Here is a 15841-nt window from a genome sequence, read left to right on the forward strand (position 1 = left end):
TCCAAATGGGTGGCAATGGGAAAGAATTGGCAATATTTTTGAAACAACAAGTGGTTCTACGCCATTAAGTAGGAATCCAGATTATTATAAAAATGGCAATATCAATTGGGTACGTACAACAGACTTGAACAATGGAATTTTGAACAAAACCGAAATACAAATAACCTCGAAAGCAATTATAGACTACAATCTTTCTATTTTACCCCAAACCTCAGTGTGTGTTGCAATGTATGGTGGTGCTGGGACAATAGGCAAACACTGTATCTTGCATTTTGATACAACTATAAACCAATCTGTATGTGCCATCCAGCCTAATGGATTTTGTAATATGGATTACATCCATACTTTTATTGAATATCAAAGACCATTTTGGATGGATTTTGCAGCAGGTTCAAGAAAAGATCCCAACATAAATCAACTCATTATTAAGCACTGCTTGTTACCTATTCCACCACAAGAAGAACAACTACGCATTGTTACAAAATTAAATCAGTTATACCCATATATTTATCAATATGGAAATAGTCAAAATAGACTCAACCAAATAAATAAAGAAATATGGCATAGTTTAAAAAAGTCCATTCTTCAAGAGGCAATACAAGGTAAATTAGTTCCACAGATTGCAGAGGAAGGTACAGCCCAAGAATTACTTGAACCAATACGGCAAGAGAAATTGCAACTTGTCAAAGAAGGCAAACTTAAAAAGTCTGCTTTAACCGATTCCATTATCTTCCGTGGTGACGATAACAAGTATTATGAGCAGGTAGGTAAAAAGTGCTTAGATATAACAGAACAGATACCTTTTGAAACTCCCAAGAATTGGGTATGGACAAGACTTTCTCATATTGCAAACATTTACGCTGGCAACAGTATTAGTGAAACTAAAAAGAAATCAAAATTTACAGATGTTATAGGACGTTATTATATTGGAACTAAGGATGTTGATTTTAATAATCGGATTATTTACGATAATGGCATTGCGATTCCAAAACAATATGAACCTGATTTTAGACTTGCTCCCAATAACTCAATATTGATGTGTATTGAAGGTGGAAGTGCCGGAAGAAAAATTGCAATACTGAATCAAGATGTATGTTTTGGGAATAAGTTATGTTGTTTCTCACCATTTGTTGGAATCGGGAAATACATGTACTATTATCTACAGTCACCATCGTTCTTTGAACTATTTAACCTAAATAAAACGGGCATTATAGGTGGTGTAAGTATAGCAAAAGTAAAAGAAATATTAATACCATTACCTCCGATTAAAGAACAACAACGCATTGTTGCTCAAATAGAAAAACTATTTGAGCAACTGCGATAGTTCATTTATCCGTTTTGCAATACGCTGCTGTTCTTGATAAGGTGGAATACCAATAGGCAGATTGTAGAATAACTCTTTATTGAGGTGCGGAATAGCCGCACCTCTTTTTGAATTTCTCAAATCCTCTTTATAGAACAGAATGAAAGCCAAAATATATGGTTTCCACATAGCCGAAGAGAGCCATAACTGTTTGAATGTACTCCCCATATACCCATCTTGCGGAACAGTGAAAACTTCACCTGAATTTTCACCATCTACAAGAATGATGTTATCTCCGGCATAGACAAATTTTCCTTTCTCTACAGTGGTAGCAGATGATTTACCACGTAGGTATTTTGCATCCAGACAGATGCCCTTTCCGTTTCTTTTTTCACCGTCTATCAGTTGGCATATATCTTTCAAACGTAGCACAGACCAATTGTTAGGATATTCAAAAGGAAGCTCAATCTCAACGGTTTGCGCATTTATCCTCTCATAATACTTGTTATCGTCACCTTTATAGATAACAGAATCGGTTAAGGCGGATTTCTTTAGCTTACCCTCTTTGACAAGTTGCAATTTTTCCTGTCGTATTCGTTCAAGTAACTCTTGTGCCGTACCCTCTTCTGCAACCTGAAGTACAAGTTTGCCCTGAATAGCTTCTTGAAGAATAGATTTACATAACAGCTCGTTGAGAGAGGTATTTAGTGTATTAAGTTCATTCTGCGTTTGCTCATAGGCTTCGACTAATGGTATTAATTCTTTTATTTTTGAAACTATACGTAGTTGCTCAGAAAGTGGAGGTAGGGGTATATAAACTTTGGCTATGTTTTCTGCTCCTAAATTTCCTTGGTTAGCAGTTCCTGTTTCATATTGAAATACATTTTGTAAGGTGTTTTCTGCTTTTAGAGCATAAATCATAAACATAGATACTTCACTTATGTAAAAACGTAAAATACCCACTCTTTGATTTATGAAATAATTTAGGTCATTCTGTTCCACCTTATATGAAAAGAAATAATCTCTTTTTTTGCGTGTGCCTGTCATTGTGATTAAAATATCATCTAAATGACATCTGAATTTATCGGTTTTGGTTGCCAAGTCATCAGATATATATACTGGTGAAGCATTATGTTTTAAAAAATCATTCTTAATATTACCTAAGCGGAGAACTTGATTATTGGAACTATTAATAAAATCTTGACTTTTATAAGCATAACCACCAATAATCGTTGCAATATTGCCTAATCTTACCCATTCCCACCCCTGCGGTATCTCAAACGGAATCTCCTCATCGATGCACTTCACCTCTCCGGTAGCGAGAAACTTCTCATAATAGGAACTCAATGAATTAGGCAATACCATACATTATTATGATAACGAATTGTTTAACTAATAATGTATCTGACATGAACATTGAAAATTTTGAAACGTATCTTCGTCAAGGGAATATGGCGGAGAACACAATTGCAGCTTATCTCTATGCCGTAAAAGAGTATTATTCCCGGCACAAAGAATTGAACAAGCGCAATTTGCTTGTGTATAAAACCTATCTCATTGAGAAATTCAAGCCTAAGACAGTGAATCTTCGTATTCAGGCAATGAACAAGTATCTTGATAGCATGGGAAAATCTCGTTTGAGATTAAAATCCGTCAAAGTGCAGCAGCGGAGTTACTTGGAAAATGTAATCAGTAATGCCGACTACGCTTTTCTAAAAAACAAACTAAAAAAGGAGGAAAACCAAGAATGGTATTTCGTAGTTCGTTTCCTCGCAGCAACAGGAGCAAGAGTCAGTGAACTAATCCAAATGAAGGCTGAACACGTGCAGATGGGTTATTTTGACATCTACACCAAAGGTGGCAAAATACGTCGTATTTACATTCCGAAGTCCTTGCGCAAGGAAGCCACAGAATGGCTTAGCAAAGTCAATCGTACCACCGGCTATCTTTTTCTTAATCGCTTTGGTGAGCGTATCACTACAAGAGGGATTGCGCAACAGTTGAAAAACTACGCAGCCAAATACGGATTGAATGAGAAAGTGGTTTACCCCCATTCATTCCGTCATCGCTTTGCTAAAAATTTCTTGGAGAAGTTCAACGATATTTCTCTACTTGCTGACCTGATGGGACATGAAAGTATTGAAACAACTCGTATTTATTTGAGGCGTAGCAGTGCCGAACAACAAGAGATTGTTGATAAGGTCATAACATGGTGATGTATTTGGAAGGTTGGTCAATCCATCCTTCCAATTCCTTAAAAGAACTTCATATAGATTATCAATCCTCCCAATGTCAAACAGAAATACGCATACAATATCCAGAATCCGACAACGGCACATTTGGCTATTTTGCCATTAAGAGAAAACGAAGTTTCAGATTTCACACATTTATGGACTTCTTTCCAGTGATTCGTATGAAGTGTCTTCAATTCTGTTATCTGCTTCTCAAATAAAGATTTTTCTTCTTCAATCAATTTATTGCGATATTCTGTAAAAATAGACTTGTCTTCATCGCTAAGTTTGACATTTACAACAGTATTCTCTGCCTGAATAATTGCACGGCTAATAGTATCAGGGATATTGTCGGATGTTTTCACTGCAGCATTAAGAACCTGTGCTGATTCTTCAAAAGTTAACACTGAAGCATCTACAAATGCTTTTATCTGTTTCAATTCTTGGATAACATCTTTGATGTCCTTAATCTGATTCGTGAGATTTACAAGCTCGGTTTCAAAATCAACACGATTTTCAATTTTGCTAATGTTATCATCACTATCTATGCTCTTGCTATCCTGCACAGGCAAAGAAGATTGGTCATATTTACTTTTACGCATGGTTATATGTGATTATAAATGAAATACTATCTACCCCTGCTACGTTTAATCGGTTTGCAGAGCCATTTTGCCATTTTTGCACAACGAACAGCCCAGTTACGCTCATCATCTTCCTTATCTTTACCCCATCCGCTACCGGGGCTGCCACCACCTCCGCTTGAAGCCGCCATAGAAGTGGCTGCATCCAAATATCCGGCAAATAGTAAGGCGGCAACTTTGAATAAATTGGTCTGTTTGACTTCTTCATCAAGGCTTCCAAACTCTTCGTCAAAGACAGACTTAACCATATCTGGTATATCAACCTCGAGTTGTTCTCCATCCACTGTTATGGAATAGTGGTAAATAGAAGGCTTTGATTGTGGCATCACCTCTTTATTATTATGCGCCATCGTTTGAGTACATACTTCCTTTGATTGAATTGCAGTTTGTTTATCAGAAGCATGTAATCCCACCCAAGTCGCTTCAATTTTTGATGGCATCAATTTTCGACTTTTACCCAATATCGAGGATTTATAAATAGAGTTCCCTTTTCGTATAGCGTACCCTTTGACCACTTCCTTATTGTCCTTTATCAACTTAATATCGTACCCCTTAGCGTTTAACATTTGGCTATAAGTTTCCCAATCAAATTCTGGCATAGCTTTCAATATTGCGATGCAGTCTTCACTGATTTGCTGAATATTCTCATCACGACGTTGCACGGATTGCACCCAGCCACGTCTCTCATTGATGATGTTGGCAACATGAACGGCACGTTCACCAATATAATGCGCATCGTTTGTCTTGCCCATATTGTCTATGCGGTTAGCTACAATATGCAAGTGAGGGATGCCACTTTTGCTGTCGGTGTGTAACGAAACAACATACTGGCTATTTTTGATATTGGTCGGTTTAAGATGACTATCTGGTTTGCCACATCTTCGGTCAATGCCGTCAAGTACTGCAATAAACTCATCCGCCAAATTCTGCCAATCCGTCATTGTCCATCCTGCCGATTCTTCTTTGGCTGGAGATATTTCAAAGCGCAGTGCGTTCAGCTTTATGGGCTTCGGATTATATCTGTCTTTCATACATTGATGCTGGTGTTGCATCATCCGTGACCACATAGCCAAAGGTTCTATATTTTCTGGCAAGTCATGCACCTTAACGAGCTGGGCTTTATCTTTTTCCATAGAATACTCAATGGCTCTTGCTCCATGAGAAATTGCCTTTCCTTGTGCTATCATAATTTCAAATTTGATTTATACTGTCTCGTATTTGTCCCCATCGGACAATAAGCCTATTTACTGCCTCTATCCAAGCACGCATATAATTCTCATCTCGGAAATATCGTTTTTTAATCTCATCAGGTTTACCTTTGAGTACATTCTGAATGCGGATAAGGTCGGCTCGTGCATCCGATAAAGAGTTCAATCCTTGTACTTCCTCGTCTGAAAGTCGTTTGTTTGGATGGTGATTTTGCAATAATTTTCGTCCGTAGTTACTAAGTGTCAGTCCACATTCGGCAGCTTTTTCTACTATCATTTCATACTCATTTTCAGTCAGACGAATGTCTATATGACGAGTACGAACACCCTGTTTTCCATTGTTTTGTTGTATATCCATAAGCGTTTATAACTGGAATTTATTAATAAAATGTTCTATCCATTGCGAGCCTGCGAGTAATGCAAGAAGCCTCCAAGACGACAAATGAGTGAAACCATTTTGTCGGACGGTGGTACTTCTTGCATAGAATACCCATTAAAAATGGAGCATTACATACCTTAGTGCAAGCATTGTCTTTGTCCGAACTATGCCATTTGTCTGTCAACTTTAAGAGTGGCTATTGTCACCTATATCCATTTGGATAATCAATAGTTTTACTTTCCCCTTAGTTTGGCTTCTCCATAAACACATCACTAACCGGAATCCACCAGTTCCAAATGCAAGCAGTCAATCAAAGTTTGTAGGTTTGGATTTCGCTTTATCATCTTTTGAAGTATCATCGCAGGTGTTTCTGTCATCAATAAGAAATCCGCAATATCAAGTCCGTTCTTGCGCTGTTCGTCTGTGGCGCATTGTTCCAAACTATCACTCAATACAACTTTAGAACATACGGAAGTGAGTAAAGCCATCTTGGTTTGCCAAACCTCTCTTGCACCCAAATCCGGGCATAGCATAACCGACCGACCTTTCAATACACTTACCACGTCAGACTTGAAGCATCCATGCATTCCACCTGTTGCCAACCATATAAATTCCGGCATATAATGGGTAGCTATCAAAGCGGATTTTTCGCTTTCCACAATAGCAACAGGTTTGGTCGGATTCTCAGATAACAGATGTTCGCCAAACAAACATTGCTTCAAATTGTAGTTTGGGAGATTCAGTTCTGTATGTACCCAACTAACATAACTTCTTGGCTCTTTTGTCCGATGTCCTGTTTCTGCATCATACAACATTATCTTCCCTGTTCGTACATTACCTTGCCAATCAATTTGCCAATAGACAGTAGAACCGCCCCACTTCTTTGATGTGCCAACATGATATAGTTGGAATATCCGAGAAGTCTCATCTTTACCCAACATCCCAGACAGGTAGATGTACAATGGATTCATACCATAGTTAGTAAGAGTACGTTTCATTAGTTCATTGTCAACAAAAGAGGTTGGAGGCAGTAAATTGGGCTTAGGCTTATCGGCTTCAATGAAGTTATCCTTGTTGTAATCCACTACCATTGGGTTATCATGAAAATAATCCGATGGAGTGTAATGGTATTGGCAAGATTGCTCATGGTCACATCTGCCTACATAATCAGGAAAAGTTATTTCTCCTTGGCTATCTATGTACTTGACAAAACATTGTTTCTTTCCACACTTCGGGCATGAAAGTTTTGACCCACGCTTATATTTTTGAAGAGAAAATCTATATTCAGCCATACTTCTTCATTTTGTTATTGCAGTCCGTGCAGTCTGCACTTATTGCAGTTTTGCAGAAATCCTATGTCAGCGCAAAGTGCAAACTGCAACAACTGCAAACTGCAAAAGGTGTCGTTTATTGCAGCTTCTCATATTCACCTCGCTTTACTTTCTTGATAACCTTATTCGTAGCAAGGCTAACCAAAGAATACATTACCGACCTTTCCGACAACCCTACTTCTTTTCCGGCTTGAATGGCATCGGCAGTAGTGAAAGTTGCGGAAAGGCAATCAAGCAATTCTCTTTTTTGCGGTTCAACGCTCTCTCGCAACATATATTTCTGAATGTTGGTATAACAGTTCTCAAAGTATTCACTCAATGCAATAGCAGATTTGGTTGAGTCAATATCCACAAAATCCTTGTGTTCTTCACCGCAAGCCCAACGAAGGATTTGCAAGACTAAAGCTAAACGAGCCGTAATCATGGGAGCTTTAATCACTCTGCTATCCACCAATCCATCATCTTGGATTTGATTAACAGCCCGAACTGCATTATTGCGCCAGTTTGTAAAATAGGCTTTGGCTTCCGAAGAAAATTCCAATACATTATGTATGGCTCTGTCATCTTCATTCTCTATAAATGGCAAACTAATTACCTTATTTATAATAGAATCCCACATTGATGAGTATTTACCAAAAGTTGATACGGAAGATTCTTCATCCAGCCCCCAATCTGAAATTTCCTGAGACGATGGATAAACAAAAATTATTCTGTCTATCAGCCCATTGTCTTTATATCCTTTCTCTATCAGTTCGTGCATACGTGTCGTTTGCATCGTGCCGACAATATTTATAAAAGGATGCTCTATATGAATAGGTACAGGGATGCTACATCTTGAAATATCCAATGGTTTTCCGCTAAAGGCTGTCAATAGCTGCTCAATGAGTTGTCCTTTGCTATATTGATTCACGGCATTAAACATTCCCATAATTTCATCCACATATACCACGACACCTCGCTGATTGTCATCCAACGCACGCATTAAAGCTTCCGGTGTAAAATCGGATATGATGGTTCTTCGTAAAATTGGTTTGTCCGGCAATGAAGAGGACTTGTCTTTTTTAGCCTTATTGTTTTCAACCAAGCTATTATAATGCTCCATATCCAATTTAAATTGTTTGATGATTTTGGCATCATGCTTTCGGATAGGACGGAATGCAAAATCCAAAGGTGGGGTTTTGCCCATTCCGGGACGACCTACCAATATCATATAAAGGGCAGGATTACTAATCCATCCACCACGAATACGAATATTGACAGCGTTGCCGATAGCGGTTGACACTGCCACCAAAAGAGAAGCCATCATATATTCTATGGAATAATTCTCTTGTCGGGATAGAGCCAATATCATATCTTGAATTTTGGCAGGAAAAGCATCCAAAGGAATCTTGTTTTCAAAGATCCCTTCAAATTCCATTCTGAGCGCATTGCATAAATTGGTTGAATCCATTAGAATTTGGTATTTCTTTTTGACTTTATGAATTGGGCGGCTTCATCTTCCAAGTTTTTATCAGATTTGATTTTGCCAGCATGGAGCCATTCGTCAATTTCCGATTTTAGAAACATGATACGCTTCCCTCTTTTGTGGAATGGGATTAGATGACAACTCGTCCAGCCATATACAGTTTGCTCTGCCGGGTGACTGGGAATATAATCACACAATTCCTTAAGGTTCATCCATTGTTCGGTTGGAACGCTTTGATTCTGATTGTTTAATCCATCTATTTTAGAATCCAGCTCATTCAATTTATCCATCAACCACGACATTGCTTTGGGTAAATCTTCAAATGTAATGTTCTTCTCACTCATATTGCTACTTGTTTTTTGATTTTTCGGCAAAATAACAGCGATTACGCATACTGATTTCATAGTGTAATACATCACATAAATAAGCAGTAACGAAACATAATCATCATAAGGATTACCCATTGATTATCAACATGAATAGTGGAGAATATCAGTAGTAGATTTTTATGATAATGTCTTCAATCATAAAGGGATCATAAGATGGTCAGAAGAAAAGACCATAGATAAAAACAAAAAGCCACCCACGCAGATTTTACGCAGATGGCTATACTTACAAAGTATAATAATGGTTATTTTGTTTGAGATAAATCCAATTTAATGGTTTCTGTAGCTTTCTCTTTCTTTTCATCAACAACCTTTGCATACACCTGTGTTGTTCGCACATTTGTATGTCCCAACATTTTGCTGACCGTATAAATATCAGTTCCTCCAGCCAGTTGCAGGGTTGCGTAGCTGTGCCTAAAACAATGGAAGGTAATGTGTTTGGTGATTCCGGCAGCTTCAATCCACTTTTTGACAGGACGGTTTATCCAAGAAGGGTCAGGAAGTCCGGCAAAAACCAAAAGTTCACCCTCTTTTGGCTCTCCACAGAGATTATATGCTTGCTCTGATATAGGCATATATTCAACTCCTTTTGTCTTTTGCTGAGTAAAATTCAACCGATAGCCTCCATTGAACATTTCCACTTCCGACCACTTCAACTTCTGAATGTCGCAATGACGGATTCCTGTTAAAGCAGAGAACAAGGCAGCACGTTTCAGTAATGGGTCACAAGGTGTTTGAGCCAGTCGGTTCAATTCCTCTACCGTGAGATATTCTCTCCGGCTTTCCCTTTCTTGAATGCCTTTGACTTTTGCAGAAATATCAATAGTCAGATATCCGTCTATAAAAGCCTGTTTCAATCCGGCTTTGAAGATAGAGAAATAGGTTGCTGCTGTATTTTGAGAAATCGTACCTCGTTTAGTGCCTCCTTGTGGGGCATTCATTATGAATTGCCGGAACGATTCAACCATCTTTAAGTCTATTTGCGAAAAGAGAATGGTGTCACCTTTTGCGAAAATCTTCAATAATTCATGCACTCTCCTCCAGTTGACAATGATAGAATCAGAGCTATGGGCATGCCTTGTTCGCTGCACATGGTCGAAGTACTCAATGAAATTACTTCGGGAGCGTTCCAACTGCTCCGCCTGTTCTGCATCGGTATCGGCATATAAAGCTGCATTGTCGTACTCCTTTTGTCGTAGGCTTCTGACCTTGTCGGCATAGATACATGATTCCTGGTCTAATTGCGACTTACATTGAATGACACCGTTCAAATCTCGCTTCGGCTTATAAGTGGTTTTGCCTTCGGCATTAGTCCTTGCATTGCGTGACTTATCCCAAATAGGTGTTGTAATGGTACGATTGAGATATTCACGCACTCTTTGTGGCGTATCTTTTCCGGATTGAAATACAGGATAAGATTCCACATAAAGATACCATTCATCACGATATTCAGATTTGCGGAGCTTTACCGACACTCGTGTATTGACTAATGCTTTCTTCATCGCTTCACACCTTTATATAAGTTATCAATTTCTTTCTTGGGTACATACACAAAGTTCCCAATCTGCCGAGTAGGGATAGAGTATTTGCGTATATGGAGATAAACTGTACTTTCATTCACAAGAAACTTCTCTGTGATTTCTCCAATGGTATAACAATCTTTCGGCTCCAGACTATATAGTTTGGCAACAGGTTTCGGCTTTGTGAGAGCTTTCTTGCGTGGAGGATAGAGTTTCATCAGTTCTGCTTTTGATAGTAATGTCTGTCTTTCTCCTGCATTTACACTGGGGATTGTACCCTTACGAATCAAACGATAAAGAGTTTCCTTGCTTATGCCAAACAATGCGTATGCTTCAGGAACCGTGATGTACTCTTTGGACTTGGGTATCTTCTTAACCACTTCGTCCAACCTTTGCAATCTTTGTTCTTCATCCTTGCGTCGCTTCCATGCAATTTTGGAACATTTGGGAGAGCAATACCAAGATTCTATTGTTTTGGCTAAAAACTCTTCTCCACAAATCTGGCACTTCCGTTTTATTTCAAATTTTGCTGCTGGCATAATCTTTTTACTTATATTCCTCATTCTCAATACCGGCATTCTTGTAAGTGTCACATTATCTACTTTTAAGTGTCGGTACAATTATGGTACAAATATACGATAAAAATCCGAGAAATAAGCAAAGCCAAAGAAAAGTCTACAAAAAGATATAGGGCGTAACTTGTTGAGTTACACCCTATATTCCTATTTATTGTTATCGTTATTTATCGATACTTACTTCACTTCCTCAAAATCAGCATCCTGAATATGTTCATCCTGCCCACCATTAGACTGCCCACCATTAGCTTGTCCTCCGTTCATATCCGGACCAGCCTGGGCACCGCCTTGGGCACCACCCTGAGCATACATTTCAGCACTAGCAGCTTGGAAAGCAGTATTCAATTCAGCCATAGCACTATCAATAGTAGATATATCCTGTGCCTTATGTGCATCTTTCAATTTTTGAAGAGCGGCTTCAATCGGAGCCTTCTTATCAGCAGGTAACTTATCACCCAATTCTTTCAACTGATTTTCAGTAGAGAAAATCAAACTATCGGCCTGATTCAGTTTGTCTATCTTTTCACGTTCTTTCTTATCTGCTTCAGCATTGGCCTCAGCTTCTGCTTTCATACGATCAATCTCTTCCTTACTCAAACCACTGGAAGCCTCTATACGGATTGCTTGCTCCTTACCGGTACCTTTATCTTTTGCAGATACTTTCAAAATACCGTTAGCATCGATATCGAAAGTTACTTCAATCTGAGGAACCCCACGACGAGCCGGAGCGATACCCGTTAAATTGAACTGACCGATTGATTTATTCTGAGAAGCCATCGGACGCTCGCCCTGAAGAACGTGGATGGTTACTTCACTCTGGTTATCTGCAGCAGTAGAGAATGTCTCAACTTTACGTGCCGGGATAGTAGTGTTGGCATCAATCATCTTTGTCATTACACCACCCAATGTTTCAATACCCATTGATAACGGAGTAACATCAAGCAAAACTACACCTTTGATCTCATCTGTCAAGACAGCACCTTGAACAGCAGCACCTACAGCCACTACCTCATCAGGATTCACACCTTTAGATGGAGCTTTACCAAAGAAATCTTCAACCAATTTTTGTACTGCAGGTATACGCGAAGATCCACCAACCAAAATTACTTCATCAATATCAGAGTTACTTAAACCTGCATCACTCATAGCCTTTTTACATGGTTCAAGACAAGCCTGAATTAGGCTGTGAGCCAATGATTCAAATTTTGCACGGGTCAATGTTTTAACCAAATGTTTAGGTACCCCACCTACCGGCATAATATATGGCAAATTAATTTCTGTACTTGTAGAAGAAGACAATTCGATTTTTGCTTTTTCAGCAGCTTCTTTCAAACGTTGCAATGCCATCGGATCCTGAGTTAAATCAGCGCCTTCATCTTTCTTAAACTCTTCAACTAACCAGTTAATGATCACCTGATCAAAATCATCACCACCCAGATGAGTATCACCATTAGTAGAAAGAACTTCAAATACACCTCCACCAAATTCAAGAATTGAGATATCAAACGTACCACCACCAAGGTCAAATACGGCAATCTTCATATCTTTATGCGCCTTGTCAAGACCATAAGCCAATGCTGCAGCTGTCGGTTCGTTTACAATACGCTTTACATCCAATCCGGCTATTTGTCCGGCTTCCTTCGTAGCCTGACGCTGTGAATCTGAAAAATATGCAGGGACAGTGATAACCGCTTCAGTCACTTCATGTCCTAAATAATCTTCAGCTGTTTTCTTCATTTTTTGCAGAATCATTGCTGAGATTTCCTGCGGTGTATATAAACGTCCGTCAATGTCTACACGTGGTGTGTTGTTGTCTCCCTTTACCACTTTATACGGAACACGGGTAACTTCTTTCTGTACCTGATCCCAATTTTCACCCATAAAACGTTTGATAGAGTATATAGTACGTTTTGGGTTAGTGATAGCCTGACGTTTTGCAGGATCACCGACTTTACGTTCACCGCCATCAACAAAAGCAACGATAGAAGGAGTCGTACGTTTTCCTTCACTATTTGCAATAACAACTGGTTCGTTGCCCTCAAATACAGCAACACATGAGTTTGTAGTTCCTAAGTCAATACCAATAATCTTTCCCATGATTTTATACTTTTTATATTATTATTATTCAAATTTCCTTTTGTCCGGTTCTGATCCCATTCCTTTAAGGGAGACTTCCAAACGGACGATGAGTAAAGGACAAACCGTGTGCCAAAAGGAAATTACATTTGTCAGTGACATGCTTTCTGCCAAAAAGACAGAAGTTAAAATGTAATAACTGTCACAGCAATGGCTTAAAACTGCATGCAACTGCCCCTTACAACAAATGAAGATAGCTCTGGTTCAATAAAGAAAAGAATTATTTCCTATCTTTGCAGTGTTTTACGAAATTCTTCACTTATCTTTCAGAAAGGACACACTATCTGTAGATTAAGAAATCAACCTGATCATTATTATATCATAATGACAGGTGAACTCGGAAAACAATCAAATACGGAATTTAAATTATTTGTATATGAATCGACTATTCATAAAACAAAAATGTAATTTATGTTCTCTATATTTTTTAGATTAATCAAATAGCAATAATCTAATTCATATAACATAATGAAATTAAATATGACATATCGTTTTATCTATTTTTGCCTAATCTTTTTATTGGCAGCTTGTGGTAGTAAACAACAGCAAAACGGAGTTGATCAAGAAAACAGTACTCCTGTTATGCTTTCACAAGCAAAAGGTTTTAGTATAGCTCATGCAGAACAATATACGATTGTAACAGTCTATAATCCTTGGAAACCTGGAGAAATCTATGATAAATATTACCTTGTAAAAAATAATGAGACTGAAGTACCTCCAGATGGTCGTAAAATCAACATACCTTTGAAAAGCATGATGGCTAACTCTGCCACTCATCTTGGTTTCCTTGCTCTGTTGGATGAACTAGACAAAGTTACAGGCGTATGCAGTTCTGACTACATTTATAATCCCACCATCTTACAAGGTGTCAAAGAAGGTAATATCAAAGACCTAGGAGATGCTTTTAATCTCGATATAGAAAACTTGCTGCTTTTACATCCCCAAGCCGTCATGACAACCGCTTATAATACAGATGATGAAAACAGCAAACGGATGCGCCAGACCGGACTCAATATCATATATAATATAGAATGGCAAGAACCTACTTTGCTTGGTCGCGCAGAATGGATCAAATTCATCGGAGCTTTTTTTGATAAAGAAGCACTGGCAGATAGTATATATAAAGAGGTGGAAAAGCGATACAATAACATAAAAAAGGATGTAAGCCAACTCTCCTACTCTCCTTCTATTTTTTCTGGTCAGGACTACAGAGGAACTTGGTCATTACCTGGAGGCAAAAGCTATACTGCACAATTATTTCGCGATGCAGGTGCCTCATACAAGTTTGCACAGGACTCCACTAATACCAGCGTTGGCTGTACCATAGAAGAAGTGCTTATGAAGTTTAATAATACGGATTTATGGATCGGTGTACAAGCTTCTTCTCTTGAAGAATTAGGGCAGACAAATAGTAAATACAAACTTTTCAAAGCTTTTAAAGAAGGGAAAGTATATAACATGAATAAGCGTATGAATGCATCCGGAGGCAACGATTATTGGGAAAGTGGCGTAGCAAGGCCGGATTTATTGTTAAGTGATATGATAAAAATTTGTCATCCTAATCTTTATCCGGATTATGAATTGACCTATTTTGAACAACTAAAATAATGAAACAAACCCCTTTATTCCTATTCCTGACCGGTTTATTGTTCTTCGCCTTTTTGGCTGATATTGCCATTGGTAGTGTCAACCTGTCATTTATTGATGTATGGAATACTTTAACTGGAGGGAATGATAATCTTATTTATCAGGAAATCATCCTCAACCACCGTCTTCCAAAAGCACTGACAGCAATATTGGCCGGAGCAGCACTATCTGTAGCAGGTGTGTTGATGCAGACTTTATTTCATAATCCACTGGCGGGTCCAGATGTATTGGGAGTTACCTCCGGTGCCAGTCTGGGAGTGGCTTTGCTGACTTTAGGGACTTCTGTACTCCCTTTCTGGATTGTCGCAGGATGGGGACAGGTCATAGCGGCTATTGTCGGAGCCGTATGTGTATTACTTCTGGTTATTATCGTTTCTATTCGCGTACCACAAATGGTATCCTTATTAATTATAGGTATGATGTTCGGTTATTTTGCCGGTGCCATTGTAAGTATCCTGCAAAGTATGAGTAATCCTGATACCTTAAAATTGTTCATAACCTGGACATTCGGCAGCCTTTCATCTGTGGGTTGGGAACATATGGGTGTCATGGCGCCCATCATAGCAGGAGGGATAATTCTATCTTTAATCTTACAAAAACAGCTTAACGTCCTATTACTTGGTAAAAATTATGCGAACGGATTGGGAATTTCCGTCACTCGCCTTCGTCTCTGGATAATACTTGCTACGGCATTATTGGCAGGAACTTCAACTGCATTCACAGGTCCAATAGGTTTTATCGGCATAACTATGCCCCATGTAGCCCGCGGTCTGTTCCGCACCCCAAACCACCGGATCATTCTTCCGGCTTCGATGTTATGCGGAGCCATCATTTTGCTTACATGCGATCTCATATCACAAATGCCCGGTTTTCAGGGAACTTTACCTATAAATGCCGTAACCGCTTTCTTCGGGGCTCCTATCATTATCTGGATCATTCTGAAAAATAGAAGCTAAACACATAGTGACCCGGGTATAGATGATCTGTACCCGGGTCACAACTCCATCTCCGTATTATAC

14 protein-coding genes are annotated in these 15841 nt (G+C 38.8%); 4 read left to right on the forward strand and 10 right to left on the reverse strand.

The window, feature by feature from the left end; all coding sequences use genetic code 11:
* Nucleotides 1-1324: restriction endonuclease subunit S (locus H8744_RS00005; protein WP_151931211.1), on the forward strand; the 1324-nt coding region annotated here is incomplete at its 5' end.
* On the opposite strand, the gene H8744_RS00010 is transcribed toward H8744_RS00005, so the two are convergent.
* Nucleotides 1304-2650, reverse strand: a complete 1347-nt coding sequence (locus H8744_RS00010) for a restriction endonuclease subunit S (RefSeq protein ID WP_262432873.1) — start codon at nucleotides 2648-2650, stop codon at nucleotides 1304-1306. The two genes, H8744_RS00005 and H8744_RS00010, sit on opposite strands and share 21 nt — an antisense overlap.
* A 62-nt stretch (nucleotides 2651-2712) precedes the next feature.
* Between H8744_RS00010 and H8744_RS00015 the strand changes: the two genes are divergently transcribed.
* Nucleotides 2713-3519 (forward strand): tyrosine-type recombinase/integrase, encoded by an 807-nt coding sequence (locus H8744_RS00015; RefSeq protein ID WP_007563571.1) that lies wholly within the window; start codon nucleotides 2713-2715, stop codon nucleotides 3517-3519.
* 38 nt (nucleotides 3520-3557) lie between these two features.
* On the opposite strand, the gene H8744_RS00020 is transcribed toward H8744_RS00015, so the two are convergent.
* The 9 genes from H8744_RS00020 to dnaK form a co-directional block, all read right to left on the reverse strand.
* Nucleotides 3558-4136 carry a hypothetical protein gene (locus tag H8744_RS00020; RefSeq protein WP_009038137.1) on the reverse strand — a complete coding sequence of 193 codons (579 nt, stop codon included), beginning with the start codon at nucleotides 4134-4136 and terminating at the stop codon, nucleotides 3558-3560.
* A gap of 26 nt (nucleotides 4137-4162) precedes the next feature.
* Nucleotides 4163-5362, reverse strand: a complete 1200-nt coding sequence (locus H8744_RS00025; RefSeq protein WP_229532997.1) for a relaxase/mobilization nuclease domain-containing protein — start codon at nucleotides 5360-5362, stop codon at nucleotides 4163-4165.
* 4 nt (nucleotides 5363-5366) lie between these two features.
* Complete coding sequence (locus tag H8744_RS00030) at nucleotides 5367-5741, reverse strand: plasmid mobilization protein (protein WP_007563566.1); 375 nt, start codon at nucleotides 5739-5741, stop codon at nucleotides 5367-5369.
* A 293-nt stretch (nucleotides 5742-6034) separates the two neighbouring features.
* A complete protein-coding gene (locus H8744_RS00035) occupies nucleotides 6035-7054 on the reverse strand; it encodes a DUF6371 domain-containing protein (RefSeq protein ID WP_118940920.1) in 1020 nt (339 codons plus the stop codon).
* Between the two features lie 115 nt (nucleotides 7055-7169).
* The gene (locus H8744_RS00040) at nucleotides 7170-8543 is read right to left on the reverse strand and encodes a DUF3987 domain-containing protein (RefSeq protein WP_007563562.1); all 1374 of its coding nucleotides are present in this window, start codon (nucleotides 8541-8543) and stop codon (nucleotides 7170-7172) included.
* Nucleotides 8543-8902, reverse strand: coding sequence for a helix-turn-helix domain-containing protein (locus H8744_RS00045; RefSeq protein WP_032945184.1), 360 nt, complete (start codon nucleotides 8900-8902; stop codon nucleotides 8543-8545). The genes H8744_RS00040 and H8744_RS00045 overlap by 1 nt, the downstream gene beginning before the upstream one ends.
* Nucleotides 8903-9189: 287 nt before the next feature.
* A complete protein-coding gene (locus tag H8744_RS00050) occupies nucleotides 9190-10446 on the reverse strand; it encodes a site-specific integrase (RefSeq protein WP_009038134.1) in 1257 nt (418 codons plus the stop codon).
* On the reverse strand, nucleotides 10443-11003 hold the full coding sequence (locus H8744_RS00055) for a helix-turn-helix transcriptional regulator (protein ID WP_009038133.1): 561 nt from the start codon (nucleotides 11001-11003) through the stop codon (nucleotides 10443-10445). Before H8744_RS00055 ends, H8744_RS00050 begins: the two co-directional genes overlap by 4 nt.
* Nucleotides 11004-11216: 213 nt before the next feature.
* Nucleotides 11217-13136 (reverse strand): molecular chaperone DnaK, encoded by a 1920-nt coding sequence (gene dnaK / locus H8744_RS00060; protein WP_262432874.1) that lies wholly within the window; start codon nucleotides 13134-13136, stop codon nucleotides 11217-11219.
* Nucleotides 13137-13655: 519 nt separating this feature from the next.
* On the opposite strand from dnaK, the gene H8744_RS00065 reads away from it, so the two are divergent.
* Nucleotides 13656-14783: an ABC transporter substrate-binding protein gene (locus H8744_RS00065; protein ID WP_262432875.1), complete on the forward strand. Its 1128-nt coding sequence runs from the start codon at nucleotides 13656-13658 to the stop codon at nucleotides 14781-14783.
* Entirely contained in the window at nucleotides 14783-15778 is a 996-nt protein-coding gene (locus H8744_RS00070) for a FecCD family ABC transporter permease (protein ID WP_262432876.1), read from the forward strand. Before H8744_RS00065 ends, H8744_RS00070 begins: the two co-directional genes overlap by 1 nt.
* Nucleotides 15779-15841: the final 63 nt, after the last annotated feature.

The sequence above is a fragment of the Jilunia laotingensis genome, assembly GCF_014385165.1.
Taxonomy (GTDB): domain Bacteria; phylum Bacteroidota; class Bacteroidia; order Bacteroidales; family Bacteroidaceae; genus Bacteroides; species Bacteroides laotingensis.

Excerpts from the sequence above, each read along its gene's own strand:
- H8744_RS00015 (WP_007563571.1), top strand. The coding sequence starts at position 2,713 with ATGAACATTGAAAATTTTGAAACGTATCTTCGTCAAGGGAATATGGCG.
- H8744_RS00020 (WP_009038137.1), bottom strand. The coding sequence starts at position 4,136 with ATGCGTAAAAGTAAATATGACCAATCTTCTTTGCCTGTGCAGGATAGC.
- H8744_RS00025 (WP_229532997.1), bottom strand. The coding sequence starts at position 5,362 with ATGATAGCACAAGGAAAGGCAATTTCTCATGGAGCAAGAGCCATTGAG.
- H8744_RS00030 (WP_007563566.1), bottom strand. The coding sequence starts at position 5,741 with ATGGATATACAACAAAACAATGGAAAACAGGGTGTTCGTACTCGTCAT.
- H8744_RS00035 (WP_118940920.1), bottom strand. The coding sequence starts at position 7,054 with ATGGCTGAATATAGATTTTCTCTTCAAAAATATAAGCGTGGGTCAAAA.
- H8744_RS00040 (WP_007563562.1), bottom strand. The coding sequence starts at position 8,543 with ATGGATTCAACCAATTTATGCAATGCGCTCAGAATGGAATTTGAAGGG.
- H8744_RS00045 (WP_032945184.1), bottom strand. The coding sequence starts at position 8,902 with ATGAGTGAGAAGAACATTACATTTGAAGATTTACCCAAAGCAATGTCG.
- H8744_RS00050 (WP_009038134.1), bottom strand. The coding sequence starts at position 10,446 with ATGAAGAAAGCATTAGTCAATACACGAGTGTCGGTAAAGCTCCGCAAA.
- H8744_RS00055 (WP_009038133.1), bottom strand. The coding sequence starts at position 11,003 with ATGCCAGCAGCAAAATTTGAAATAAAACGGAAGTGCCAGATTTGTGGA.
- dnaK (WP_262432874.1), bottom strand. The coding sequence starts at position 13,136 with ATGGGAAAGATTATTGGTATTGACTTAGGAACTACAAACTCATGTGTT.
- H8744_RS00065 (WP_262432875.1), top strand. The coding sequence starts at position 13,656 with ATGACATATCGTTTTATCTATTTTTGCCTAATCTTTTTATTGGCAGCT.
- H8744_RS00070 (WP_262432876.1), top strand. The coding sequence starts at position 14,783 with ATGAAACAAACCCCTTTATTCCTATTCCTGACCGGTTTATTGTTCTTC.